This window comes from Flavobacterium urocaniciphilum (assembly GCF_900110615.1).
Taxonomy (GTDB): Bacteria; Bacteroidota; Bacteroidia; order Flavobacteriales; family Flavobacteriaceae; genus Flavobacterium; species Flavobacterium urocaniciphilum.
This window is the reverse complement of record NZ_FOEI01000001.1, coordinates 448,654-473,511: the sequence shown is the minus strand read 5'-3', so window position 1 is coordinate 473,511 and position 24,858 is coordinate 448,654. Positions and strand designations below refer to the sequence as shown.

General features: G+C 30.9%; 22 protein-coding genes. 14 read left to right on the top strand and 8 right to left on the bottom strand.

The features are described 5' to 3' along the window. Positions 1-40 precede the first annotated feature (40 nt). From secA to BMY86_RS02205, 3 genes are all read left to right on the top strand, one after another. On the top strand, positions 41-3,403 hold the full coding sequence (gene secA, locus BMY86_RS02215) for a preprotein translocase subunit SecA (protein ID WP_091464596.1): 3,363 nt from the start codon (positions 41-43) through the stop codon (positions 3,401-3,403). A 131-nt stretch (positions 3,404-3,534) separates the two neighbouring features. Further along, positions 3,535-4,107 carry a hypothetical protein gene (locus tag BMY86_RS02210; RefSeq protein WP_091464594.1) on the top strand — a complete coding sequence of 191 codons (573 nt, stop codon included), beginning with the start codon at positions 3,535-3,537 and terminating at the stop codon, positions 4,105-4,107. 2 nt (positions 4,108-4,109) lie between these two features. Next, entirely contained in the window at positions 4,110-4,499 is a 390-nt protein-coding gene (locus BMY86_RS02205) for a hypothetical protein (RefSeq protein ID WP_091464592.1), read from the top strand. Positions 4,500-4,541: 42 nt separating this feature from the next. On the opposite strand, the gene BMY86_RS02200 is transcribed toward BMY86_RS02205, so the two are convergent. Both BMY86_RS02200 and BMY86_RS02195 read right to left on the bottom strand, forming a co-directional pair. Continuing rightward, complete coding sequence (locus BMY86_RS02200) at positions 4,542-5,945, bottom strand: FAD-binding oxidoreductase (RefSeq protein WP_091464591.1); 1,404 nt, start codon at positions 5,943-5,945, stop codon at positions 4,542-4,544. 137 nt (positions 5,946-6,082) lie between these two features. Next, the gene (locus BMY86_RS02195) at positions 6,083-6,457 is read right to left on the bottom strand and encodes a GxxExxY protein (RefSeq protein WP_091464590.1); all 375 of its coding nucleotides are present in this window, start codon (positions 6,455-6,457) and stop codon (positions 6,083-6,085) included. Positions 6,458-6,664: 207 nt separating this feature from the next. Between BMY86_RS02195 and meaB the strand changes: the two genes are divergently transcribed. From meaB to BMY86_RS02175, 4 genes are read left to right on the top strand one after another with little or no spacing between them, the layout of a single operon-like run. Continuing rightward, positions 6,665-7,750 (top strand): methylmalonyl Co-A mutase-associated GTPase MeaB, encoded by a 1,086-nt coding sequence (gene meaB / locus BMY86_RS02190; protein WP_091464589.1) that lies wholly within the window; start codon positions 6,665-6,667, stop codon positions 7,748-7,750. A gap of 22 nt (positions 7,751-7,772) precedes the next feature. Then, positions 7,773-8,216 (top strand): hypothetical protein, encoded by a 444-nt coding sequence (locus tag BMY86_RS02185; protein ID WP_091464588.1) that lies wholly within the window; start codon positions 7,773-7,775, stop codon positions 8,214-8,216. Between the two features lie 17 nt (positions 8,217-8,233). Further along, on the top strand, positions 8,234-8,656 hold the full coding sequence (locus BMY86_RS02180) for a DUF1801 domain-containing protein (protein ID WP_091464587.1): 423 nt from the start codon (positions 8,234-8,236) through the stop codon (positions 8,654-8,656). A gap of 13 nt (positions 8,657-8,669) precedes the next feature. Further along, positions 8,670-9,434 (top strand): type 2 periplasmic-binding domain-containing protein, encoded by a 765-nt coding sequence (locus BMY86_RS02175; RefSeq protein WP_091464586.1) that lies wholly within the window; start codon positions 8,670-8,672, stop codon positions 9,432-9,434. Positions 9,435-9,451: 17 nt separating this feature from the next. On the opposite strand, the gene BMY86_RS02170 is transcribed toward BMY86_RS02175, so the two are convergent. Further along, positions 9,452-10,261: a class I SAM-dependent methyltransferase gene (locus BMY86_RS02170; protein ID WP_091464584.1), complete on the bottom strand. Its 810-nt coding sequence runs from the start codon at positions 10,259-10,261 to the stop codon at positions 9,452-9,454. 311 nt (positions 10,262-10,572) lie between these two features. Beyond that, positions 10,573-13,998 (bottom strand): methylmalonyl-CoA mutase family protein, encoded by a 3,426-nt coding sequence (locus BMY86_RS02165; protein ID WP_091464581.1) that lies wholly within the window; start codon positions 13,996-13,998, stop codon positions 10,573-10,575. A gap of 171 nt (positions 13,999-14,169) precedes the next feature. On the opposite strand from BMY86_RS02165, the gene BMY86_RS02160 reads away from it, so the two are divergent. Continuing rightward, entirely contained in the window at positions 14,170-14,895 is a 726-nt protein-coding gene (locus BMY86_RS02160) for a DUF4197 domain-containing protein (protein WP_091464579.1), read from the top strand. Positions 14,896-14,904: 9 nt separating this feature from the next. Next, entirely contained in the window at positions 14,905-15,618 is a 714-nt protein-coding gene (locus tag BMY86_RS02155; protein ID WP_091464577.1) for a DUF4197 domain-containing protein, read from the top strand. A gap of 145 nt (positions 15,619-15,763) precedes the next feature. Here BMY86_RS02155 and BMY86_RS02150 read toward each other — a convergent pair whose 3' ends face one another. Together BMY86_RS02150 and pyrF are read right to left on the bottom strand one after the other, a co-directional pair. After that, positions 15,764-16,594 (bottom strand): ABC transporter substrate-binding protein, encoded by an 831-nt coding sequence (locus BMY86_RS02150; protein ID WP_091464575.1) that lies wholly within the window; start codon positions 16,592-16,594, stop codon positions 15,764-15,766. 29 nt (positions 16,595-16,623) lie between these two features. Continuing rightward, entirely contained in the window at positions 16,624-17,442 is an 819-nt protein-coding gene (gene pyrF / locus BMY86_RS02145) for an orotidine-5'-phosphate decarboxylase (RefSeq protein WP_091464573.1), read from the bottom strand. Positions 17,443-17,562: 120 nt separating this feature from the next. Here pyrF and BMY86_RS02140 point away from each other — a divergent pair, with 120 nt between their 5' ends. The 4 genes from BMY86_RS02140 (at position 17,563) to BMY86_RS02125 (ending at position 20,920) form a co-directional block, all read left to right on the top strand. Then, positions 17,563-17,883 (top strand): hypothetical protein, encoded by a 321-nt coding sequence (locus BMY86_RS02140; protein WP_143065580.1) that lies wholly within the window; start codon positions 17,563-17,565, stop codon positions 17,881-17,883. A gap of 43 nt (positions 17,884-17,926) precedes the next feature. After that, positions 17,927-19,501 carry a SulP family inorganic anion transporter gene (locus tag BMY86_RS02135; protein WP_091464569.1) on the top strand — a complete coding sequence of 525 codons (1,575 nt, stop codon included), beginning with the start codon at positions 17,927-17,929 and terminating at the stop codon, positions 19,499-19,501. A 38-nt stretch (positions 19,502-19,539) separates the two neighbouring features. Then, entirely contained in the window at positions 19,540-20,223 is a 684-nt protein-coding gene (locus tag BMY86_RS02130) for a carbonic anhydrase family protein (RefSeq protein WP_091464567.1), read from the top strand. Positions 20,224-20,284: 61 nt separating this feature from the next. Then, the gene (locus tag BMY86_RS02125) at positions 20,285-20,920 is read left to right on the top strand and encodes a carbonic anhydrase (RefSeq protein ID WP_091464565.1); all 636 of its coding nucleotides are present in this window, start codon (positions 20,285-20,287) and stop codon (positions 20,918-20,920) included. Positions 20,921-20,970: 50 nt separating this feature from the next. On the opposite strand, the gene BMY86_RS02120 is transcribed toward BMY86_RS02125, so the two are convergent. Together BMY86_RS02120 and BMY86_RS02115 are read right to left on the bottom strand one after the other, a co-directional pair. After that, complete coding sequence (locus tag BMY86_RS02120; protein WP_091464563.1) at positions 20,971-22,161, bottom strand: LETM1-related biofilm-associated protein; 1,191 nt, start codon at positions 22,159-22,161, stop codon at positions 20,971-20,973. Beyond that, positions 22,151-23,224 carry a DUF3810 domain-containing protein gene (locus tag BMY86_RS02115; RefSeq protein ID WP_177177106.1) on the bottom strand — a complete coding sequence of 358 codons (1,074 nt, stop codon included), beginning with the start codon at positions 23,222-23,224 and terminating at the stop codon, positions 22,151-22,153. The genes BMY86_RS02120 and BMY86_RS02115 overlap by 11 nt, the downstream gene beginning before the upstream one ends. A 127-nt stretch (positions 23,225-23,351) precedes the next feature. Here BMY86_RS02115 and BMY86_RS02110 point away from each other — a divergent pair, with 127 nt between their 5' ends. Then, entirely contained in the window at positions 23,352-24,815 is a 1,464-nt protein-coding gene (locus BMY86_RS02110; protein WP_091464559.1) for an aminoacyl-histidine dipeptidase, read from the top strand. Positions 24,816-24,858: the final 43 nt, after the last annotated feature.

Here is a 24,858-nt window from a genome sequence, read left to right as displayed (position 1 = left end):
AAAAAATGAACCTAGGTTCAACACATATAAAAAACAAATTATGAGTATTATAAATTCGATATTAAAAGTATTTGTAGGTGATAAATCTGCAAACGATATCAAAGCCATTCAGCCTATTGTAGCTAAAATTAATTCTTTTCAAGAAGGATTAAAATCGATTTCGCACAATGAATTAAGAGCAAAAACAACATTCTTTAAAGATAAAATTAAACAAGCTCGTGCTGAAAAAGACAGCAAAATTGAAGCGTTAAAAATTGAAGCTGAAAATACAGTAGATGTTGATGCTAGAGAAAACATTTATATTGAAATTGATAAACTTGAAAAAGAAGCTTACGAAATTTCAGAAAAAGTTTTAAATGAAATTTTACCTGAAGCGTTTGCAGTATTAAGAGAAACTGCTCGTCGTTTTAAAGAAAACACAACAATTACTGTTACTGCAACTGCAAAAGACAGAGAACTTTCTGCTACAAAACCATACATTACTATTGTAGGTGATGAATCAAATTGGGCAAATTCTTGGGATGCTGCTGGAAAAGAGATTACTTGGGACATGATTCATTATGATGTTCAAATGATGGGTGGTATTGTATTACACCAAGGTAAAATTGCCGAAATGCAAACGGGAGAAGGTAAAACGTTGGTTGCAACTTTAGCTTTATACTTAAATGCCTTAACTGGAAACGGTGTTCACTTAGTAACGGTAAACGACTACTTAGCAAAACGTGATAGTACATGGAAAGCTCCATTATTCGAATTCCATGGTTTAACGGTTGATTGTATAGACAATCACCAACCAAATACAGAAGCTAGAAGAAAAGCATATAACGCTGATATTACTTACGGTACCAATAACGAATTTGGTTTCGATTATTTACGTGATAATATGGCTAATTCTCCAGAAGATTTAGTTCAAAGAAAACACAATTTCGCTATTGTCGATGAAGTCGATTCTGTATTAGTTGATGATGCTAGAACTCCATTAATCATTTCTGGTCCGGTTGAAGATGGTGACAGACATGAATTTTTAGAATTAAAACCAAAAGTTGAAAACTTATTCAACTTACAAAAGAAAATAGCTACTGACTGTTTAACAGAAGCAAAACGTTTATTAAAAGAAGGAAATACTAAAGAAGGTGGTTTCCAATTATTAAGAACTTACAGAGCTTATCCAAAAAATAAAGCATTAATTAAGTTTTTATCTGAAGAAGGTGTAAAACAAATTCTTCAAAAAACTGAAAATGCTCACATGCAAGATAACAATAGAGAAATGCCAAAAGTAGATGAGGCTTTATACTTTGTTATCGAAGAAAAAAACAATCAAGTTGAATTAACAGATAACGGAATCAAATTCTTATCTCAAGATACAGATGAAAACTTCTTCGTTTTACCTGATTTATCAACTGGAATTGCAGCAATTGAAAAACAAAATTTAGATAAAGATGCTGAAGCAGAATTAAAAGAAGATTTATACAGAGAATTCTCAGTTAAATCAGAAAGAATTCACACTTTAACACAATTATTAAAAGCATATGCTGTATTTGAAAAAGATACAGAATATGTTATCATGGATAATAAAGTTTTAATCGTAGACGAATCTACTGGTCGTATTATGGATGGTCGTCGTTATTCTGACGGATTACACCAAGCGATTGAAGCAAAAGAAAATGTAAAAATCGAAGCAGCTACTCAAACTTTTGCTACGATTACATTACAAAACTATTTCCGTATGTACAACAAATTAGCGGGTATGACGGGAACTGCAATTACGGAAGCTGGAGAATTCTTCGAAATCTATAAATTAGATGTTGTTGAAATTCCAACAAATAGACCAATTGCTCGTATTGATAGAGAAGATTTAATTTATCGTTCAGTACGTGAGAAATTTAATGCGGTTATTGAAGATGTAGTGGAACTTTCAAATGCTGGAAGACCTGTATTAATTGGAACTACTTCTGTAGAAATTTCAGAATTATTAAGTAGAATGCTTAAAATGCGTGGTATCAATCATAATGTATTGAATGCTAAAATGCATAAAAGTGAAGCTGAAATTGTTGCAGAAGCAGGTAAACCTGGAGTTGTAACCATTGCAACTAATATGGCTGGTCGTGGTACGGATATTAAATTATCTCCAGAAGTTAAAGCAGCTGGTGGTTTAGCAATTATCGGTACAGAGCGTCATGACTCTCGTCGTGTTGACCGTCAGTTACGTGGTCGTGCAGGTCGTCAAGGAGATGTCGGAAGTTCACAATTTTATGTGTCGTTAGAAGATAACTTAATGCGTTTATTCGGTTCTGAAAGAGTAGCGAAAGTTATGGATAGAATGGGATTAAAAGAAGGTGAAGTTATTCAACATTCAATGATGACTAAATCTATCGAACGTGCTCAGAAAAAAGTAGAGGAAAACAACTTTGGAACTCGTAAGCGTTTATTAGAATATGATGATGTTATGAACTCACAACGTGAAGTTGTTTACAAACGTCGTCGTCACGCATTAGAAGGAGAAAGATTGAAATTAGATATCGTAAACATGATTTATGATACGTGTGAAGTAATTGTAGAAAACAACAAAGTTGTAAATGATTTCAAAAACTTCGAATTCCAATTAATTAGAACTTTCTCAATTAGTTCTCCAGTTACAGAAGCTGAATTTGCCAAATTAAGTCAACAACAAATTGTTGCACAAGTATATAAAGCTGCTTATACCTATTACGAAGAAAAAGTAGTACGTGATGCAAAACAAGCTTTCCCAGTTATTAAGGATGTTTACGAAAATAATAACGGTCAGTTTGAAAGAATCGTAGTGCCTTTTTCAGATGGAATTAAAACGTTAAATGTAGTAACGAATTTAACGAAAGCATATGAAACTGAAGGAAAATCGTTAATTACAGATTTTGAAAAGAATATCACTTTAGCCATTGTAGATGAGTCTTGGAAGAAACATTTACGTAAAATGGACGAAATGAAACAATCGGTTCAATTAGCTGTACATGAGCAAAAAGATCCATTATTAATTTACAAATTCGAAGCTTTCAAATTATTTAAAGCAATGATCGAACAAGTAAATAGAGATGTTATTTCATTCTTATTTAAAGGTGAATTACCAGTCCAAAATAATAATACCAATATTCAAGAAGCTCGTGAAGAAGCTAAAAAAACGAATTATACAGAATCTAAAGATGAAGTATTAAATTCTGAAGAATTAGCAGAAAGAAACAGAGAGGCTGGTAACAATATGCAACAACGTCCTGCTGTAACTGAAACAATCACTCGTGATCAACCAAAAATTAATAGAAACGATAACGTTACTATTAAACATGTAATGAGTGGGAAAAGTGAAACAATGAAATACAAAAAAGCAGAACCTATGTTGGCTTCTGGCGAGTATGTAATCGTTAATGAATAATTGTCACACTGAGAAGCCTGTACTGATATAGTAGAAGTATCGAAGAGTTTCAAAAATCAAAAATCCTTAATTTTTTAATTAAGGATTTTTTGTTTAATCTTTACTACATTTACAAAAACTAAAAAATAAACATGAAATTAAAATTTACATTATTATTATTTATCCTGACTTCTTTAATCGGATTTTCTCAAAATTTAGAAACGATGAAAAAAGATGTTCAAAAAATTTACGATTTAACTATAGAAAAAAAATATGATATTGTTTTAGAATCTACCTATCCTAAAGTATTCGAAATTGTTTCTAAAGATGATATGAAAAAGATGATGTATGAACTTTTAGATAATGATCAAATGAAAATTTCATATGTAAGAGTGGAACCAAATTTTACATTTTCAGAAATCATCACGATTAACAATGGAAAATACTGCATTGTTGAACACAATAATAGTTTTACTATTAAATTCAAAGAAGAATTAGGTGAAAACAAAGAATTAATTTTGGAAAACTTAAAACAAACAATGGTTGATTACAAAGTCACAATAGATGAAAAAACAGAAACATTCATTTTAGATGGCAAAGCTCAAATGATTGCTATATCTGACGAATTAACAAAAGGAACTTGGAAATTCATTAATTATAATGGTGAAAGCCCAATGATGAAACAAGTTTTAAGTGAAGAAGTTTTAACAAAATTAGGTTTATAAACATGGTCTACTTAGAACCCATCTCAGTAATATTTGAACAATTAAAAGTCAGTTTAGAAGAAGGAACATTTGCTAAACTAACGTTAGGAAAAACAATTGGAAAAACAGAATTAACCAATATCTTTTTTCGAACAGTTGTGGATAATGATGAATTGATGTTCAATGTAACTTTTAGATATATTCATGAAGAAATTGTTGAAATAAAACCGATTGATGAAGCTAAAGAAATCATGATGCAATACATCAACAATCCGTTTTTAACGATTATTTTATTCACTACAGAAAAAGATACTTTAATAAAGCTTAACAAAAAACGTGCTGCTACCCTATCAGAAATGAACAATACGTTTAAACATGCTGATCCCGTTTTATTGGAATATTTGAAGAAATAAAAAAAATCCCGTCTCGTTTTATTTAACAAGACGGGATTTTTTTTATAACTCATCAGGAAAAATTTTCCCTGGATTTAAAATATTATTTGGGTCGAAAACTGCTTTTATACGTTCCATTAATTCTAAATGTACTTTTCCGAAAGCAATATCCATATAGTTCTTTTGCACTAAACCTATTCCGTGTTCACCAGATAGTGTTCCTTTTAAAGAAACTGTTAAATTGAAAATTTCACGAATACCTTTTGGGACTTCAATTTGCCAATTCTCATCAGTCATGTCACCTTTGATAATATTTACATGTAAATTCCCATCTCCAGCATGACCGTAACAAACCGATTGAAATCCGTATTTTTTACCAATTTCTTTAATTCCTTTTAGCAAAGTTGGTAATTCATAACGAGGAACAACGGTATCTTCTTCTTTATATATTGAGTTCGATTTTACCGCTTCTGCTACTCCTCTACGCATTTTCCATAATGCATTTTTTTGATCTTCGGTATCCGCAAAAAGAACTTCATCAATTTCAAATTGTTCCACAACACCTAAAATTTGTTCTGCTTCTTGCATTAAAATTTCCGGATAATTTCCATCCACCTCAATTAACAAATGCGCTTGATGATCTGGTTTAATATCTACAGAAATCCCATCTAAAAATTTTACTGACCAATCAATTGCATCTCTTTCCATAAATTCCAAAGCACTTGGGATAATCCCAGCTCTAAAAATGGCTGATACAGCTTCACAAGCTTGTTCTGCTTTGTAAAACGGAACTAACAACAACATGTTGTGTTTGTTTTGAGGAATTAACTTCAATACAATTTTAGTAACAACTCCTAATGTTCCTTCACTACCAACTAATAATTGTGTTAAGTTATAGCCTGTTGAATTTTTTAAGGTATTGGCACCTGTCCAAATGATATCACCCGTTGGCAAAACCACTTCTAAGTTTAGAACATAATCTTTGGTCACGCCATATTTAACCGCACGAGCGCCACCAGAATTCTCGGCAATGTTACCACCAATCCAGCAACTACCCATACTACTCGGGTCGACAGGATAAAACAATCCTTTTTCGGCTACTGTTTCTCTTAAAACCTGAGTAATTACGGCTGGTTCAACTGTAACTTGTAAATTATTTTCGTCAATTTCTAAGATTTTATTTAATCGTTCTAACGACAAACCTATTCCTCCAAAAATAGACAATGCTCCTCCACTCAATCCTGTTCTTGCACCAATTGGGGTTGTTGGAATTTTATATTGATTAGCAACTTTTAAAATTTCTGAGATTTCTTGAGCATTTGCAGGTTTAATAACTACTTGTGGTGGAAAAGATAAATCTTCCGTTTCGTCGTGTCCGAAATGCTTCAAAGTTTCAGCATCTGTAAAAATGTAATTGTCGCCAACAATAGCGGTAAGTTTTAGAAAGGCTTCTTTATTGAAAATCATTGTTTAATTTTTTTTATTTTTTGGGCCACGATTTCTCGAATTTTTTTTTAACTTTTAAATACAAATTTTTAATTCGTGAATTCGTGGCAAAACATTCTTATTATTATTTGAATTGCAAATTTCGAATTCTTCAAATCTCACAAAACTATCCTTTTATATTCTAAGGAATTATTATTGAAATTTACAATTATACCTAATTTATTATTTGAAACTTTTAAATAATTCATAGTTTGAGCAATATGAGAATCAGAAATATAATCACAACATTTTACTTCTAAAATGATTTTATCAAGTAATACAAAATCAGCATAAAATTTATGTTTCAAAAAAACATCTTTATACTTAACACTATATTCTTTTTCTCTTTCAAAAAAAATCAAAGATTTTTTTAATTCGTATTCAATTGCATCTTTATAAACAATTTCAGAAAAACCTTTTCCTAAATTTGAATGAATATCAAACATGATACCCATCAATTTATAACTTTCAGACTTATAAATTATACTTGACATTTACTTTAAATTAATTAATTGTGGCTTATATATATTTGAATATCAAATTTTTCTTTTGAAAACGATTGCCCTAGCCCTGGTAGTAGCGGCATCCTCCGATATACAAAAACAAAAATTTATTTGTAGTTTTTGATAATCGGAGATACAGCGTATAACAGGAATTGGCTTCTTAAAAAAAATTCTTACTTTTACACAAAGCATTATTCATTGAGTAAAAATACTAAAATATCTGCACTTTCCGAAAAAGACGGAGTAAATAAACCTGAAATTTTGAGTTCACAGGTAGCGAAGCATATTAAAGAATTTCGAAAGAAAGAAATTGCTGCTTCTGAGTTAATTGAAAAAATAATTGCTGGTGATAAAGTCGCTTTGAGTCGCGCCATAACTTTAGTAGAAAGTAATAACATCAACCATTTAGAAAAGGCAAATGAAGTTATAAATGGTTGTTTACCTTATGCCAACAAATCGGTTCGAATAGGAATTACTGGTGTTCCTGGTGTGGGAAAAAGTACATTTATTGAAGCGTTTGGAAAACACTTGACTGGTTTGGGTAAAAAAGTAGCTGTTTTAGCTATCGATCCGAGTAGTACGTTGAGTCACGGTAGTATATTAGGTGATAAAACCAGAATGGAAGAATTGGTAAAAGACGAAAATGCGTTTATTAGACCAAGTGCTTCAGGCGAAAGTTTGGGCGGAGTAGCGAGAAAAACGCGTGAAGCCATTATTTTATGTGAAGCGTGTGGATTTGACACTATCATCATTGAAACCGTTGGTGTCGGACAAAGTGAAACAGCAGTTCATAGTATGGTAGATTTCTTTTTACTTTTGAAAATTGCTGGTGCTGGCGATGAATTACAAGGCATCAAACGTGGTATTATGGAAATGGCAGATGCAGTGGTGATTAACAAAGCGGATGGTGATAACATACAAAAAGCCAAAATGGCGAAAGTAGAATTTAACCGCGCATTGCATTTCTTTCCACCGAAAAGCTCTGGTTGGCAACCCAAAGTGATGACTTGTAGTGCTGTTACAAAAGACGGAATTGCCGATGTCTATGATTTAATTTCAGAATACATTACGCAAACTACAACTTCTGGTTATTTCGACCTTAAACGCGAAGAGCAAAACCAATATTGGATGTTGGAAACTATTAACGAACAACTTACCGCTAGTTTTTACAACCATCCTGAAATTATAAAGCAATTAGAATTGGTGAAACAAAAAGTTTTTAACCACGAACTTTCTCCGTTTAGTGGCGCGCAGTTTTTGTTGGATGTGTTTAGGAAGAAGTAAAAACATTTTTTATCTATAAAACATGATTTGGAAAAAAGGAAGAGGAAAACTTGGAGTTTTAGAACCATTACTTGGAAATTGGGTAGCAAATGCTGAATCTCCAATGGGAAAAGTAAAATGTACTAGAACCTTCGAAAAAGTTCTTAATGGAAATTATATTCAACTAATTGCTAAATGGGAGTTTGGAGAAAAAGTATATGAAGAAATTGCTCTTTTTGGTATAGACGAAAAAGAATTATTTTTTAAGTCTTTTACATCTGACGGAAAAAATTCTTCTGGAAAAATAGCTGATGCTACAGATATACATCCCAATGCAATTTGTTTTATTGCTGAAATGCCTGCAGGAATTGCTAGAATGATTTATTGGCCAAATGAAAATGAAGGATTTCACTGGGCAGTAGAATCCAAAACCAAAAAAGGTTGGAACAGATTTACTGAACATCATTATAAAAAAGTTGAATATTAAATTTATATCACATAAATATGTCAATCCCACAACAAATACAAAATTATGTTTTAAGCATTGACGAGCCAAAACGCAATGAAATTGAAGTTTTGCATCAGATGATTTTGAAAATAAATCCAAAAATTCAGTTATGGTTTGAAAATGGTTTAAATGAAGAAGGAAAAGTAATTTCCAATCCAAATATTGGATACGGTACATACACTATAAATTATGCAAATGGAAAAACTAAAGATTTTTTCAGAATTGGTTTAAGTGCCAATACAAAAGGTATTTCTGTTTATATTATGGGAATTGAAGATAAAAAGTATTTATTGGATAACTTTGGTTCAACCATTGGCAAAGCGAAAGTGACAGGTTATTGTATTAATTTTAAAACGATTCATGATATTCAATTGGAGGTTTTGGCAGAAGTTTTAAAATTTGGATTGGAACAAGAATAAAATATATTTAAAAATGAATCAATTAAGCATCCTTCTATTAACTTTAATATCAATTTCTTGTACGAATCAAACAAAAAAAGATTCTACTAATACAGCAGTTTTAAAAGATCCAATTAAAAAGGAAACTGTTGATAAATCAGAAAAAACAAATCCTAAAAACAAGGTGTATGTAGAATTCGAAAAAAATAAAGACTTGCTTGACATCATTCTACTTTTACCTAAGGAATCATTTTCTAGCTGGGAGTGGAATGTAGAAGACCGAAAAAAATGGTATAACGAAATCAAAATAAATAATTATTATATAGATAACGACCCACTTTTTTTTAATCAAAAATATTTAGAACCATATCAAGCAGCTTTCACAATAGTAGATGGCTCTTGGAGTATTAACCTGTATAAAACTTTCGATAACTCTTACATTGTAATAACTTGTGATGTGACTGGAGATGGCAAGGAATTGAATTTTTATGAATTCAAATCGAATAAATTAAAAAAGTATTCTGATGAAATTTCAATGTTTTCAAACTTTAGAGAACTTGTTAAGAATAAAGACAATCAAAATAATTGCACTGAACAATTTGAAGAAATAGAATATCCGTTTTTTGAATATAATTTCACCAATAAAAACAAAATTGAAATTGAGAGTTCTTGGTACATAACTAAGGAAGAATTTGGTGATTGTTTTAATGCAAATGCTATCATTTATAATTTCAATCCACAAACCAAAAAATTTGAAATTGAAAAAACATATTGGAAAGCCAAAAATGAGAATAATTAAGCAAAATAAAACTTTTCTTAACATAGAATGGTTACTCTTAAAAAAGTAGCATCTATTTTAACACCATTAGAACCATTTTGATTTTGACTATTGACTAAATCTAATAATTCCTGTTGTAAATTGGAAGCTTTACCAATACTTTCAGCTGCATCAAATGCATTCATAGTTGGGCCGTAATAATTCTTAAACAATTCTACATATTCTTCAGGTGATTTTGAAGTAACAAAGGTAAAAGTATCTCTTTCACATGAAATATTTTCTTTTGAAATTCCAGCATTACCAAATCGTTCCAACACATTATCTTCAATTCCCCATAACATCGGACTCACAAATCCTTCTGGTGGCGGTGGCGCATAAGCCGAAGAAACTTTTAATAGTTGAGCAACAAAAGTAGGATCTCCAGGTATCCAATTTCCCATAACTATTTTTCCTCCTGGTTTAGTTACACGAACTAATTCTTTTGCCACATCAAATGGTTTTGGAGCAAACATGGCTCCGAAAATACTCATAGAAACATCAAAAGTATCGTCTTTTAATTCATGTAAATCGGTGGCATCACCTTCTTGAAAAGAACAATTGGATAAATTTTCATTTCTTGCTCTAGCATTTCCTGCTGCTACTAAATTTTCTGCAATATCTACACCTAAAACTTTTGCGCCTATTTTTGCGGCAGGAATAGCTGTTGTTCCATCACCACAACCTAAATCTAAAAGGTAAATATCTTTTGTGATTCCTATTTTGTTAATTAATGCCGAACCACTTTCACGCATGGTTTCAGCTATTTTAGTAAAATCACCTTTTTCCCATAATGCTTTATTCGGATTCATAATTTTAAGATTTAAAACCTTAAAGGTAAGGCTTTTACAAAAAATTATTGTTTGAATACTGGAAAAGACTATTAAGTGTATTTTATATCAGTTGAGTGGAAATAATTTTTGAAAATGAATCAATTACTTCTAATATTATCAAACAAAAAAACCTTCCAGAAATGGAAGGTTTTTTTATTTAAAAATTTAATTTCGTAAATCGGTCATCCTGAGCTTGTCGAAGGACCAAATCGAAAGTAGATCCCGATTATCATCGGGATAAACGATAAGCAATCTTCAACTCGGCAAGCCTTGTTTCAGATGCTTCCTGCTTACATATTTCTTCTATACTGACCTCCTACTTCAAATAACGCACTTGTAATTTGTCCTAATGAACAAACTTTAGTCGCATCCATTAATTTTTCGAAGATATTTTGATTGTTAATTGCCGCTTCTTGAATAATATTTAATTGCTCAGAAACCTTATCGGCATTAGCTTCATGTAAATGATTCAACATCTCAATTTGATATTGTTTCTCTTCTTCTGTAGCACGAATAACCTCTGCTGGAATTACCGTAGGAGATCCTTTCGAACTTAAGAACGTATTTACACCAATAATTGGGAATTCACCCGTATGTTTTAATGTTTCGTAGTATAAACTTTCTTCTTGAATTTTAGAACGTTGGTACATCGTTTCCATTGCTCCTAACACACCACCACGTTCTGTAATTCTGTCGAATTCTTGTAATACTGCTTCTTCTACTAAATCTGTTAATTCTTCAATAATGAATGAACCTTGAATTGGATTTTCGTTTTTCGCTAAACCTAATTCTTTATTAATAATTAACTGAATTGCCATAGCTCTACGTACTGATTCTTCTGTAGGCGTTGTAATTGCCTCATCATAAGCATTTGTATGTAACGAGTTACAGTTATCATAAATTGCATATAAAGCTTGTAATGTGGTACGAATATCGTTAAAATCGATTTCTTGTGCATGTAACGAACGTCCAGAAGTTTGAATGTGGTATTTCAACATTTGTGCTCTTTCGTTCGCACCGTATTTGTTCTTTAAAGCTTTCGCCCAAATTTTACGAGCAACACGACCAATAACTGCATATTCAGGATCGATACCATTCGAGAAGAAGAATGATAAGTTTGGTCCGAAATCGTTGATATTCATTCCACGACTTAAATAGTATTCTACATAAGTAAATCCATTTGCTAAGGTAAATGCCAACTGCGTAATTGGGTTTGCTCCTGCTTCTGCAATATGATAACCAGAAATAGAAACCGAATAGAAATTACGAACGTTTTCTTTAATGAAATATTCTTGAACGTCACCCATTAAACGTAAAGCAAATTCTGTAGAGAAAATACAAGTATTTTGTGCTTGATCTTCTTTTAAAATATCCGCTTGAACCGTTCCACGAACTTGCGCTAACGTTTTAATTTTAATATCTGTGTAAACATCTAAAGGTAAAACTTCATCCCCAGTTACACCTAAAAGCATCAATCCTAAACCATTATTTCCTTCTGGTAATTCACCTTGATAATGCGGACGCTCTACTCCTTTTTTCTTATAGATTTCAGCAATTTTTGCTTCAACTTCTTTTTGTAATCCGTTTTCAACGATGTATTTCTCACAATTTTGGTCAATCGCCGCATTCATGAAAAACCCTAACAACATTGGCGCAGGTCCGTTAATTGTCATCGAAACTGAAGTGGCTGGGTGACTTAAATCGAAACCTGAATATAATTTCTTAGCGTCATCTAAACAACAAATAGAAACTCCGGCATTACCAATTTTTCCATAAATATCAGGACGAACGTGTGGGTCATTTCCGTAAAGCGTTACCGAGTCGAAAGCTGTAGATAAACGCTTAGCTGGTAATCCGGCACTTACATAATGGAAACGTTTGTTCGTTCTTTCTGGTCCACCTTCACCAGCAAACATTCTACTTGGATCTTCACCTTCACGTTTAAATGGATATAATCCAGATGCGAATGGGAATTCTCCAGGAACATTTTCTTGTAAATTCCATTTTAAAATATCGCCCCAAGCTTGGTATTTTGGTAACGCTACTTTCGGAATTTGAGTATGTGAAAGAGATTCTGTATGCGTTGCGATTTTAATTTCTTTATCGCGAACTTTAAAACTGTAAATTGGATTTTTGTATTTGTTTACTTTTTCGTCCCAAGTTAAAATGATTTCCCAGTTGTATGGATCTAAATTCATTTTTACACGGTCGAATTCTTTCGTTAATAATGATAAGAAATCTTTGTTTCCATCATTGATTTTTAAAGAAGATTCAACAATTCCAGCTTTATCTAATTCTGGTAAACTTCCATTAACAGATTCAACCGTTTTGAAAATTCCGTATAATTTTTGTGCTACTTCAACTTGTGTTAAAGCCGTTTCATCATATTTTCTATTATTTTCTGCAATTTCAGATAAATAACGTGTTCTATGTGGTGGAATTACGAAAATTTTCTCGCTCATTTCACGAGTAATTTCGAATGTAGATTTCAAATCAGAATTTGTTTTCTCTACTATTTTATCCATGATAGATTTGTACAACGTATTCATTCCAGGATCGTTAAACTGCGAAGCAATTGTTCCGAAAACTGGCATTTCATCTGGATTTACATCCCATAAATTATGATTACGTTGGTATTGTTTTTTAACATCACGTATAGCATCTAAAGCTCCACGTTTATCAAATTTATTTAAGGCTACTAAATCAGCGAAATCTAACATATCGATTTTTTCTAACTGAGTAGCTGCACCGAATTCTGGAGTCATAACGTATAATGAAACATCAGAATGATCCATAATTTCAGTATCTGATTGTCCGATTCCAGAAGTTTCTAAAACGATTAAATCGTAATTAGCTGCTTTTACTACTTCAATCGCATCAGCAACATATTTTGATAAGGCTAAATTTGATTGACGAGTCGCTAACGAACGCATAAAAACTCTTGAGTTGTTAATCGCGTTCATACGGATTCTATCTCCTAATAAAGCTCCACCAGTTTTTCTTTTAGATGGGTCAACTGAAATTAAACCAATTGTTTTTTCTGGGAAATCAATTAAGAAACGACGAACGATTTCATCCACTAAAGATGATTTTCCAGCTCCACCAGTTCCTGTAATACCTAAAACTGGAGTGGTACTCGTTGCATTTTTCTCACGGATTTTATCTAAAATTGGTTTTGCAATTTCAGGGAAATTCTCAGCAGAAGAAATAATTCTTGCAATGGCACGAGGATTTTTATTTTCTAATTCAGAAACTTCATCAGTAATAACATCACCAACTGCAAAATCTGAACGTTTTACTAAATCGTTAATCATACCTTGTAAACCCATGGCACGACCATCATCTGGAGAATAGATTTTTTCAATTCCATACTCATGTAATTCTTCAATTTCAGAAGGAAGAATTACTCCACCACCACCACCAAATATTTTGATATGTCCTGCTCCTTTTTCCTTCAGTAAATCATACATATATTTGAAATACTCATTATGACCACCTTGATAAGAGGTCATAGCAATAGCATTAGCATCTTCTTGAATAGCTGTATTTACAACTTCTTCTACACTTCTATCGTGTCCAAGATGTATTACTTCTACACCAGTAGCTTGAATAATTCTACGCATAATGTTAATTGCAGCATCGTGTCCATCAAAAAGAGATGCAGCAGTAACAATTCTTACTTTATTATTAGGAATATAAGGCTGTTGTTGTTCCATTTTTAAAATTTGTTGTATTTTGAGGGTGCAATTTACGAATTTAATAATTTTTATTTTGAATAAAATGTTACAAAAAATCAACAATTTATAAAAAGACATTATCTTTGATAATCAATATTAAAAAACGGTATGAATTTTGTTTCATTTGTACCAAACTCAAATTTTATATACATGAAGAAAATTATTTTACTACTAGTTTGTTTACCATTTTTAGGAAATGCACAATTAAAAGATGTTATTAAAAAAACTGCAGCCAAAGCCACTACAAAAAACATTGCAGTATCTAATTTAGAAATTGCAAATGGTTTAAAAGAAGCATTAGATAATGGTGTAAAAAAACAAGTTACTAAATTAACAGCAGTTGATGGGTTTTATAAAAATGAATTAGTCAAAATTTTATTACCTGAAGAATTAAAAAAGGTAGATTCAAAATTACGCATGATTGGTTTAGGAAGTTTAGCTGATGAAGGAATTTTGATGTTAAACAGAGCGGCTGAAGATGCTGTAAAACAATCGACTCCTATTTTTATCGACGCCATTAAAAACATGAACTTTACTGATGCTAAAAATATTTTATTAGGTTCTGAAAATGCAGCAACAACGTATTTGCAAACGACAACAAATTCGGCACTATATGAAAAATTTAGTCCTGTTATTAAAGCTTCTTTAGCAAATGTTGGTGCAGATGCAGTTTGGAAAAAAATCATCGATAAATATAATTCTATTCCATTGGTAACTAAAGTTAATCCAGATTTAACAGATTATACAACTAATAAAGCATTAGAAGGTGTTTTTAAAATGATTACGATTGAAGAGAAAAACATTAGAAGTGGATTAGACTCTAGAACTTCAGCATTATTGAAGAAAGTTTTCGCTTTACAAGACAAGAAAAAATAATTCAAGATTATGAAGAAAATAATATCAAGTTTACTAATAGTAACGTTAACTGTTAGCTGTGCTGAAATGCAACAAGTTTTAGAACAATTACCACAACAAACTGGGGTTTTGAGTCAAGCCGAAATAGGTAATGGTTTAAAAGAAGCGTTGAACAATGGAATTACGAAACAAGTTTCAAAATTAACAGCTACTGATGGTTTCTTTAAAAACGAAGCAGTAAAAATTTTATTACCAGAAGAATTACAAAAAGTGGATACTAAATTACGTCAACTTGGAATGAGCAAATTGGCTGATGACGGGTTACGTATTTTAAATAGAGCTGCTGAAGATGCCGTTAAAGAAGCAACTCCAATTTTTGTAGATGCTGTAAAACAAATGACTTTTAATGATGCTAAAAACATTTTATTAGGTAATGAAAGTTCGGCAACTACTTATTTACAAACTACAACATCAACAGCTTTGTATGGAAAATTTAATCCTGTAATTAAAAGTTCTTTTGCGAAAGTAGGTGCTGATAAAATTTGGACACAAATCATTACAAAATATAACAGTATTCCGTTAGTGAAGAAAGTCAATCCAGATTTAACAGACTACACTACAAACAAAGCAATGGAAGGCGTTTTTAAAATGATTGCTGTAGAAGAAAAAGACATTAGAACGAATTTTTCAGCTAGAACTTCCGATTTATTAAAAAGAGTTTTTGCTTTACAAGACAAAAAATAATTTTGTAATTATAATAACACAAGAATAACAAAACCTTAACACAAAAAATAGTCAAAATGCATGATCTTTGCAGAAGAAAAATAGTTTAGTTAGGGTTAGTTTTAGTTTAAGAACAACTGAGGTAGAAATATCTCAGTTGTTTTTTTTATTTATATACGTAAAGTTTCTCTTGCAACTTGGTAAAATATTCAAAGGCTTTCACTAAACGACTTCCATACCATGAAAACATTTCTCCATCTACAAAAATTGTTTTAGCATGATGCGTATGTCTGCCTAATTCAAAAGCATGTTCGTCTTTAAAAGGAAATGGTTCGGAAGATAAAAACACAAAATCTGGATCTCCTTGAATACGCATTTTATTGATAACCACTTCAGGATATCGTCCTTCGTATTTAGGATTATTATCGTAGATATTTTCTAATCCGTTTATCTTTAGCATTTCATTTATGAATGTATTTCCTGCGGCAACCATATAAGGATTGGCCCAAATGAAATAAGCTACTTTTTGTTTGGCATTTTCTTCAAATTTTGAAGCTACTAAATGTTGAAATTCTTGATAACCGAAATTAATTTTATCTATCCATTTTTGAGCATTGGTTCGCTTATTAAACAGATTTCCAAAATCTTCAATCATTTTATTGTTTTCTTCAATTGTAACAATATCTGTGACCCAAACAGGGCAAATATCAGATAGTTGCTGCACAATTTCTTCCGTATTTTCTTCTTTATTGGCAATTATAATATCAGGTTGTAAAGCTTTAATTTTATCATACTTTACATTTTTAGTACCACCAATTATTTCTTTTGTAGATTTAAAATGAAACGGATGTACACAAAACTTAGTGATTCCTACTATTGAATCTTCTAAACCTAAATCGAACAACAATTCGGTTTGAGAAGGTACTAAAGAAATGATTCTTTTAGGCGTATTTTCAAAGGTATGAACGGTACCAAGTTGGTCTGTGAATTGTTTCATTTCTATTTTTACTTTTTTCTTGGCTCTTTTTACTTTTTACTTAAAATACCTTCCATTTCAACTTGCAACTTCAACGCTTCTTCTCTAGCCTTTTCTGCAAAATCAGTTCCATTTGAAGCATAAATAATTCCACGAGAAGAATTGATTAACAAACCAACATTCTCACTCATTCCGTATTTACACACTTCTGACAAACTTCCGCCTTGAGCGCCAACACCTGGAACCAACAAGAAACTATTAGGAACAATTTTTCGAATTTCTGTGAAGTATTCAGCTTTAGTAGCACCTACAACATACATTAAGTTTTCGCTGTTTTTCCAATTTTTAGAAGTTTCCAAAACTGTTTTATACAATTCTTGTCCATTTGTTTCTAATGTTTGAAAATCGAAAGCTCCTTCATTTGAAGTTAAAGCTAACATGATGGTATGTTTGTTTTCAAAAGCTAAAAATGGCTCTACAGAGTCTTTTCCCATATAAGGAGCAACAGTTACAGAATCGAAACTTAAATCTTCAAAAAATGCTTTTGCATACATTGAAGAAGTATTTCCAATATCACCTCGTTTTGCATCTGCGATGGTAAATATTTCTGGATAATTTTCGTTGATGTAATTGATTGTTTTCTCTAAAGATTGCCAACCTTTTATCCCGTATGCTTCATAAAAAGCTGTATTTGGTTTATACGAAACACATAAATCATGTGTAGCATCAATAATTGCTTTATTGAATTCGAAAATTGGATCTTCAGTTGCTAATAAATGTTGAGGGATTTTGTTTAAATCTACATCTAAACCAATACAAAGAAACGATTTTTTTAGACGAATTTGAGCTTCAAGTTGTTGTGTTGTCATGATTGTTGTTTAGTTTGCAAATTTAAAAAAACAAATTCAGAATGAGCCTACTTTCTTAAAAAAGCATTAACAAAATTTTATTACAAATTAAATTTCCGTAGCAATCAAAATTAATTAACTTTGCCAAAACACAATAGAAGTCAGTTGAAGAAATTTTTAATCAATATCATTATTTTCGTTTTCGTAACTTCATTGTTTACGCCACCTGTTTTTGGCATAATCATGATAGACGAAGAAATTGAAAATTACACTGATGTAAATATTAATAATTTTTTTGAGGAAGAAATTAAATCACACGACTTACATTTATTTTCTAGACATTATAATTTTGATACAATAATTGTATTAGAAATTAAAAAAGTGAAATTTGATTCACACATTCCGGTAAATTACATACCAAATTATTTAGCTAATTTTTCACCACCACCTGAACAAGCATAATATATTTTCAATTATTTTTTATTAATTATTTTAAAATATTTTTATGTTATCAACAAAGAATATTAAATCAGATGCATTATCGGGTTTAGTTGTATTTTTAGTTGCATTACCTTTATGTTTAGGTATTGCATTGGGTTCTAAAGTAGACCCCATTTCAGGAATTATTGCAGGAGTTATAGGAGGTTTAGTAATTGGTTTTATCAGTAATTCTCAAGTGTCAGTTAGTGGTCCGGCTGCAGGATTAATTGCTATTGTAGTAAGTTCTGTTGAAACATTAGGCACGTTTCAAATTTTCTTATTAGCTGTAGTTTTAGCTGGAGTTATTCAATTATTATTAGGTGTTTTAAAACTTGGTAGTTTAGCCAATTTTATTCCAAATAGTGTAATTGAAGGAATGCTCGCTGGTATAGGAATTACCATATTTTTAAAACAACTTCCGCATGCTGTAGGTTACGATAAAGATTTCGAAGGAGATGAATCATTTATGCAAACTGATGGTGAAAATACATTTTCCGAAATCTTAAAAGCATTAGATTATGTAAGTATTGGAGCAATAACTGTTTGTTTAATTTCACTACTTATTTTAATACTTTGGGATAAATATAAATTACAAAACAAAGTAAAATTTTTACCTGGTGCGTTAGTAGCAGTAATTATAAGTATTGTGTTAAGCTTACTATTCGCTGGTACATCTTTCGAAATTTCAAAAGAACATTTAGTAAAATTACCAACTAGTTTTACAGAAATTAAAAGCGGGTTAAGTTCTCCAGATTTTTCTCAATTTTTGAATGTCGACATGTGGATTGTTGCCTTTACCATTGCAATAGTTGCTTCAATTGAAACCTTACTTTGTGTGGAAGCAGCAGATAAATTAGATCATGAAAAAAGATATACCAATCCGAATTTAGAATTAAAAGCACAAGGAATCGGTAATATTATCAGTGGATTAGTAGGTGGTTTACCAATGACATCTGTTGTTGTAAGAACTTCTGCTAATGTAAACGCAGGAGCAAAAACAAAACTTTCTACTATAATTCATGGATTATTATTATTAGTATGTGTTTTAGCAATTCCAACTGTTTTAAATTTAATTCCGTACGCTACTTTAGCAGCTGTATTATTATTAATTGGATATAAATTAGCATCACCAAAATTGTTTACTAAATTTTTTAGTCATGGTTGGAATCAGTTTTTACCATTTATTATTACTGTAATTGGAGTAGTTACTATTGATTTATTAAAAGGTGTATTATTAGGTTTATTTGCAGCTATATTCTTCATTTTAAGAGAAAACTTAAGGAAAGCTTATGTTTTCAATAAAGGAGAATATGAAGATGGCGACCAAGTTGTTATACATTTAGCTCAAGAAGTTTCGTTTTTAAATAAAGCTTCTATAAAAGAATCATTATTAGCAATACCAGAAAACACAAAAGTTGTAATTAACGCTAAAGAAACAGAATACATAGATTATGATGTTCTTGAAATAATTGAAGATTTTGTGGAACATCAATCTATTGATAAGAATATTGAAGTAAAACTTAAAGGAATTGATGAAAACTTTAAATTAGCGAAGTCTGAAAAAGAATTCAACAATTTCAAATTGAAACATAAAAAATAAAAATTAACAACACGAAAATTAAATTAAAAAGATTAAAAATGAAAACGTTAAATAAAGAATTACAAGCATCTATAACTCCAAGAAAAGCATTAGAAATTTTAAAAGAAGGAAACAATCGTTTCATCAATAACTTAAAAGCACATAGAGATTTACTAGAACAAGTAAATGAAACTCGCGACGGACAATGGCCTTTTGCTACTATTTTAAGTTGTATTGACAGTAGAACTTCTGCTGAATTAATTTTCGATCAAGGTTTAGGTGATGTATTTTCGGTTAGAATTGCTGGAAATATTGTAAATACAGATATTTTAGGAAGTATGGAATTCGCTTGTAAAGTTGCAGGTTCTAAACTTATTGTAGTTTTAGGTCACACGAAATGTGGAGCTGTAAAAGGAGCTTGTGATCATGTAGAAATGGGTAATTTAACTGAGTTATTATCTAAAATTCAACCAGCGGTTTACCAAGAAAAAACAACAACTGAAAACAGAAGTTCTAGCAATTCTGAATTTGTAGAAAATGTAGCTGAAATCAATGTAAAACGCAATGTGAAAAACATTATTGAGCGTAGTTTTGTTTTAGAACAAATGATTGAAAACGGACAAATTGGTATTGTTGGAGCGATGCATAATATTGAAACGGGTGAAGTAAATTTCTATGATGAAGTAACATACATCAATGATAACGAAAGTCCAAATTTCAGTTTACAAGATTTAAAACATTAAAAAATTAACTTAAGTTAAATTCTTATATTTGACTAATTAAAAAAGAGTAGATCTCAAGCTAATGAACGATTTTTATAAAAAAATATTAGATAATAATAAAGACTGGGTTGAACAACAGTTAGCTGTTGATGAAAATTATTTTAAAGACTTGTCGAAAGGTCAAAACCCACCATTATTATGGATCGGTTGTTCTGATAGTCGAGTTCCAGCAAATGAAATTATTGGCGCTAAACCAGGTGAAGTTTTTGTTCACAGAAACATTGCTAATTTAGTTGTACATACCGACATAAATATGCTTAGTGTATTAGATTATGCTGTAAATGCTCTTAAAGTAAAGCATGTTTTAGTATGCGGACATTATGGTTGTGGTGGTGTAAAAGCAGCAATGGGTAATCAATCTATTGGCATTATCGACAATTGGATTAGAAACATAAAAGACGTTTATAGAGTAAATAAAGAAGAACTAAATGCCATTGAAGATGAAGATAAAAAATTCAATCGTATGGTTGAATTAAACGTTATTGAGCAAGTTTTCAATTTAGCTAAAACTTCTATTGTTCAAAACGCATGGAATAACGGACAAGAATTACATTTACACGGTTGGGTTTATGGATTAAATTCGGGCTATGTTACCGATTTAAACGTTAACTTTAGTAATAATGATGATTTAGACACCATGTTTAAATTAAATTTTTAAAAATGATTTTGCCACAAAAATTAAAGATTCAGCGTGGCTAAATTAAACATCTAATCGTTTAAATTTTCATTAAACGCAGAAGGCAATAATTGAGGTATAAATTTTATCAAAACTGGTAATAATAAACCTCCACCTGGAAGTAAAAAAATAGTGAGCGACGGAATGGTTTTACAGATGTCGAGTAACTGTTTTTTTACTTTCTTTTTTTCTTCAAAACTCAAATCAGTTTGAGTAGATTTTCGCAATAATTTTACCAATTCTTTACTTTCAGAAAGTTCCTTAATTAATCGGGTTTTATTTCGACTAACCAACTTTCCAATGTTATCTTGAGTGTTATTATAAAACTGTTTTACAGGATGATTTAAGTTGAAAAAAGGTAACTCATCTTTATATTTACCTATAAACTTAACCAATTCATAACCAGTATTTTGATTGTTTTTAATTAAATTTAAATTTGAACCGAAATCTTTAAGAAATTTCTCTTCCTTTTTATGGATAATTCCATCACTTAAAAGAGTCATATGAGCCACTTCATACAAGTATAAATTTTCTAAAACTGAACGCTTTCCTTCAAATACAATTGTAATAATTTCGTCTTTATTTATCTTCGAAATTTTAGAATATCGCAAAGAATTTTCAAACATTTTTAGTAGCAAATTATCGTATTCCGATTTATGATTTTTTATATTCAATGAATACAGAATTATCGCCATACATTTTCGTTCTACTTCTTTAAAAAAATCAATACTAATAGTGTTGTTTTTTAGATAAAATTCAAATGCCAAAACATCAATATACAACATTGCATTAGTAACCATATGCGTAAAGTTTTTGGTTACAATATTGTCATTCGTTTGCAAACGATCATTGATAATACTTTCTAATTTTTGAAAAGAATTTTCAGAAGGTAATATTTTATGAATAAAACTAAATTTACCTTTAGATATAAGATTATAAAACTGATTTATAGTTTCGATAAATTCATTTACATCTGTTCTATTTTTGGATTTATACAAAGCAAAAAGTGTAGATAGAAAACCAACTTTTATCTTTTCTTCTGTGTCCCATTTTTCATCATCAATTTCCGACTTCAAATGATAATTTACCACATATCCATAAATCAATCCACTTTTCTGACAAGCCATAAAAAAGTCTTCATCAGTATTATAACTGGAAATTTCACCAGCATACTGATTGAGATACTTCTCGATCCACCCGTTTATTGAAGGATTAATTTGCATGAATAATATTATATTTTAAATCGTAATTAACTAATAAGCCTACAAATTTACTATAACTTTCCATTCCATCCTTTTGTTGATTGATTTTTAAAAACTTATCGTAAAAGTATTCAAAAAAATCATTTAACCAGGTTTGATACTGTTTCCAAAAGGTTTTGTTTTCGTTAAAGTTTTCCAAGACACCTTTGTTAATCATCTTTTTATACTTCATACCACTTCCCTCTTCCATCATTTCTAAATTGTACAAACAATAATTTAAAGCAAAAGCATATGCCGAATACTGAAAATAAACATCTTTATTACTAGAAGCAGCCATAAAACCAATAAAATTACAATCGCTTTCCGAACCAATTCCGGTTTGATGCGCCATTTCATGACAAATGGTTAACGGAGAAGTATATTTGGGTTTCAAATAATTCACTTGCGCTTCGTTTGTAAACGGATTCAAATAACCGCCAAATCCCATATAACTCAAAGGCAAACTGTATAATGACGATTTTATACTTTCGTTGTTATATTCGATTTTTGACAATTGATTTTGCATTAATCCATAACCACTTGGAGCCATTTCATACATTTTATGTTCCGAATAGTGATAAACAACTCTTTTAAAATGATCTTTTTCAATTTGAAGTTGTAAATGATTGGTTTGAGCAATTAACTTCAACGTTAAATTCTCCAATTGTAACTTCGTATATTCTTTTTCTATTCCTATTTTTTCATGCAATGGAATTCGATAATAATTAATTCCCCATAAAATATGAAACAAGAAATACAAAACTGAAACAAAACTCAAAATTGTTAAACCATTGTCTTTCCAATTTTTAAAAAAACCAATTCTTTTTTTATAAACCCATCTTAGAATAAAAAATATCAAAATCGTGTAGCATAAATCGCCCACAGAAAAAGGAATCCAACCTAAAACTAATCTGCTAAATTTAGAAATGTACACATACAAACCGTTACTATAATAACGTTCCACAAACTCTGGAAAAAGCGCTAAAACTTTAATCAGAACAATTTGAACCATAAGAAAAATGGGTAAAATGTATTTTTTCCTCACAAAATGAATTTTAAAATGTAAATATAATTAGAAATTCATTTACTAAAGAAATTAAACTTTGTAACTTTGGCAATCTTGAAAAAGAGTCGAGTAAAAAGTAAAAGAAACATTAAACTGAAAACATAAAATGAGTCAAGAAGTAAGAAATTTAGAACCAAAAGAACTTTGGAACAAATTTGCTGATTTAAACGCTGTGCCTCGCCCATCAAAAAAAGAAGAAAGAGTTATTGCTTTCATGATGGATTTTGGTCAGAAATTAGGATTAGAAACATTCAAAGATGAAGTAGGAAACGTAATTATTAAAAAACCTGCTACTGCTGGAATGGAAAACCGCAAAACGGTTGTAATGCAATCGCATTTAGATATGGTTCACCAAAAAAATAATGATACAGTTTTCGATTTTGACACGCAAGGAATTGAGATGTATGTGGATGGTGATTGGGTTCGTGCAAAAGGAACAACTTTAGGTGCTGATAACGGTTTAGGAGTAGCAACAATTATGGCGCTTTTAGAAAGCACAACAATTCCACATCCTGCAATTGAAGCATTATTTACTATTGACGAAGAAACGGGTATGACTGGTGCAATGGGCTTAAAAGGTGGTTTATTACAAGGTGATATTTTATTAAACTTAGATACTGAAGAAGACGACGAAATTGATATCGGATGTGCTGGTGGTGTAGATGTAACAGCTGTTGCAGAATATGATGAAGAAGATACTCCAGAAGGAGCTGTAGGTTATACTATTACTGTAAAAGGTTTAAATGGTGGACATTCAGGAATGGACATTGATAAAGGTTTAGGAAACGCAAACAAAATCATGAACCGTTTATTATTCAGTGGATTTGAAGATTTTGGTTTACAAATCTCTACAATTAATGGTGGAAGTTTACGTAATGCCATTCCAAGAGAAAGTGTAGCTCAAGTTGCCATCGCTCCTGTTTATGATGAAGCATTTGTATTCGATATGCAAGAAATCATTAATGAAATTAAAACAGAATTTAAAACTACGGAACCAAATTTAGAAATCGTAATTGAGAAATCAGCTACCACTCCAGCTAAAGTTATGCCTCCAATGGCGCAATTTTACTTAGTACGTTCTATTTATGCAGCTCATAATGGTGTGTATAGAATGAGTGCTGATTTTGACAATTTAGTAGAAACTTCTAATAATATTGCTAAAGTAACAGTTGGAAACGGAAAATTACAAATTGATAATTTAACACGTTCTTCTGTAGAAACATCAAAATTCGATTTAGCCAATGCGTTACGTTCTGCTTTTGAATTAATGGGTTGCGAAGTTACTTTTGGAGGTTCTTACCCAGGATGGACACCAAATGCAAAATCGGAAATCTTGGATGTTTTAGTAGATATTTACAAAAAGCAAAATAACGCTGAACCAAAAGTTGTAGCGTGTCACGCTGGATTAGAATGTGGAATTTTAGGAACAAATTACCCGAATTGGGATATGATTTCTTTCGGACCAACTATTCACGGAGCGCATAGTCCAGATGAAAGAGCAAGTATTTCTTCTGCTCAAAAATATTGGAAATTTGTATTAGAAATTTTGAAAAATATTCCAACAAAATAATTTACGATTTACGATTTCGGATATACGAAATACTTAATATTAA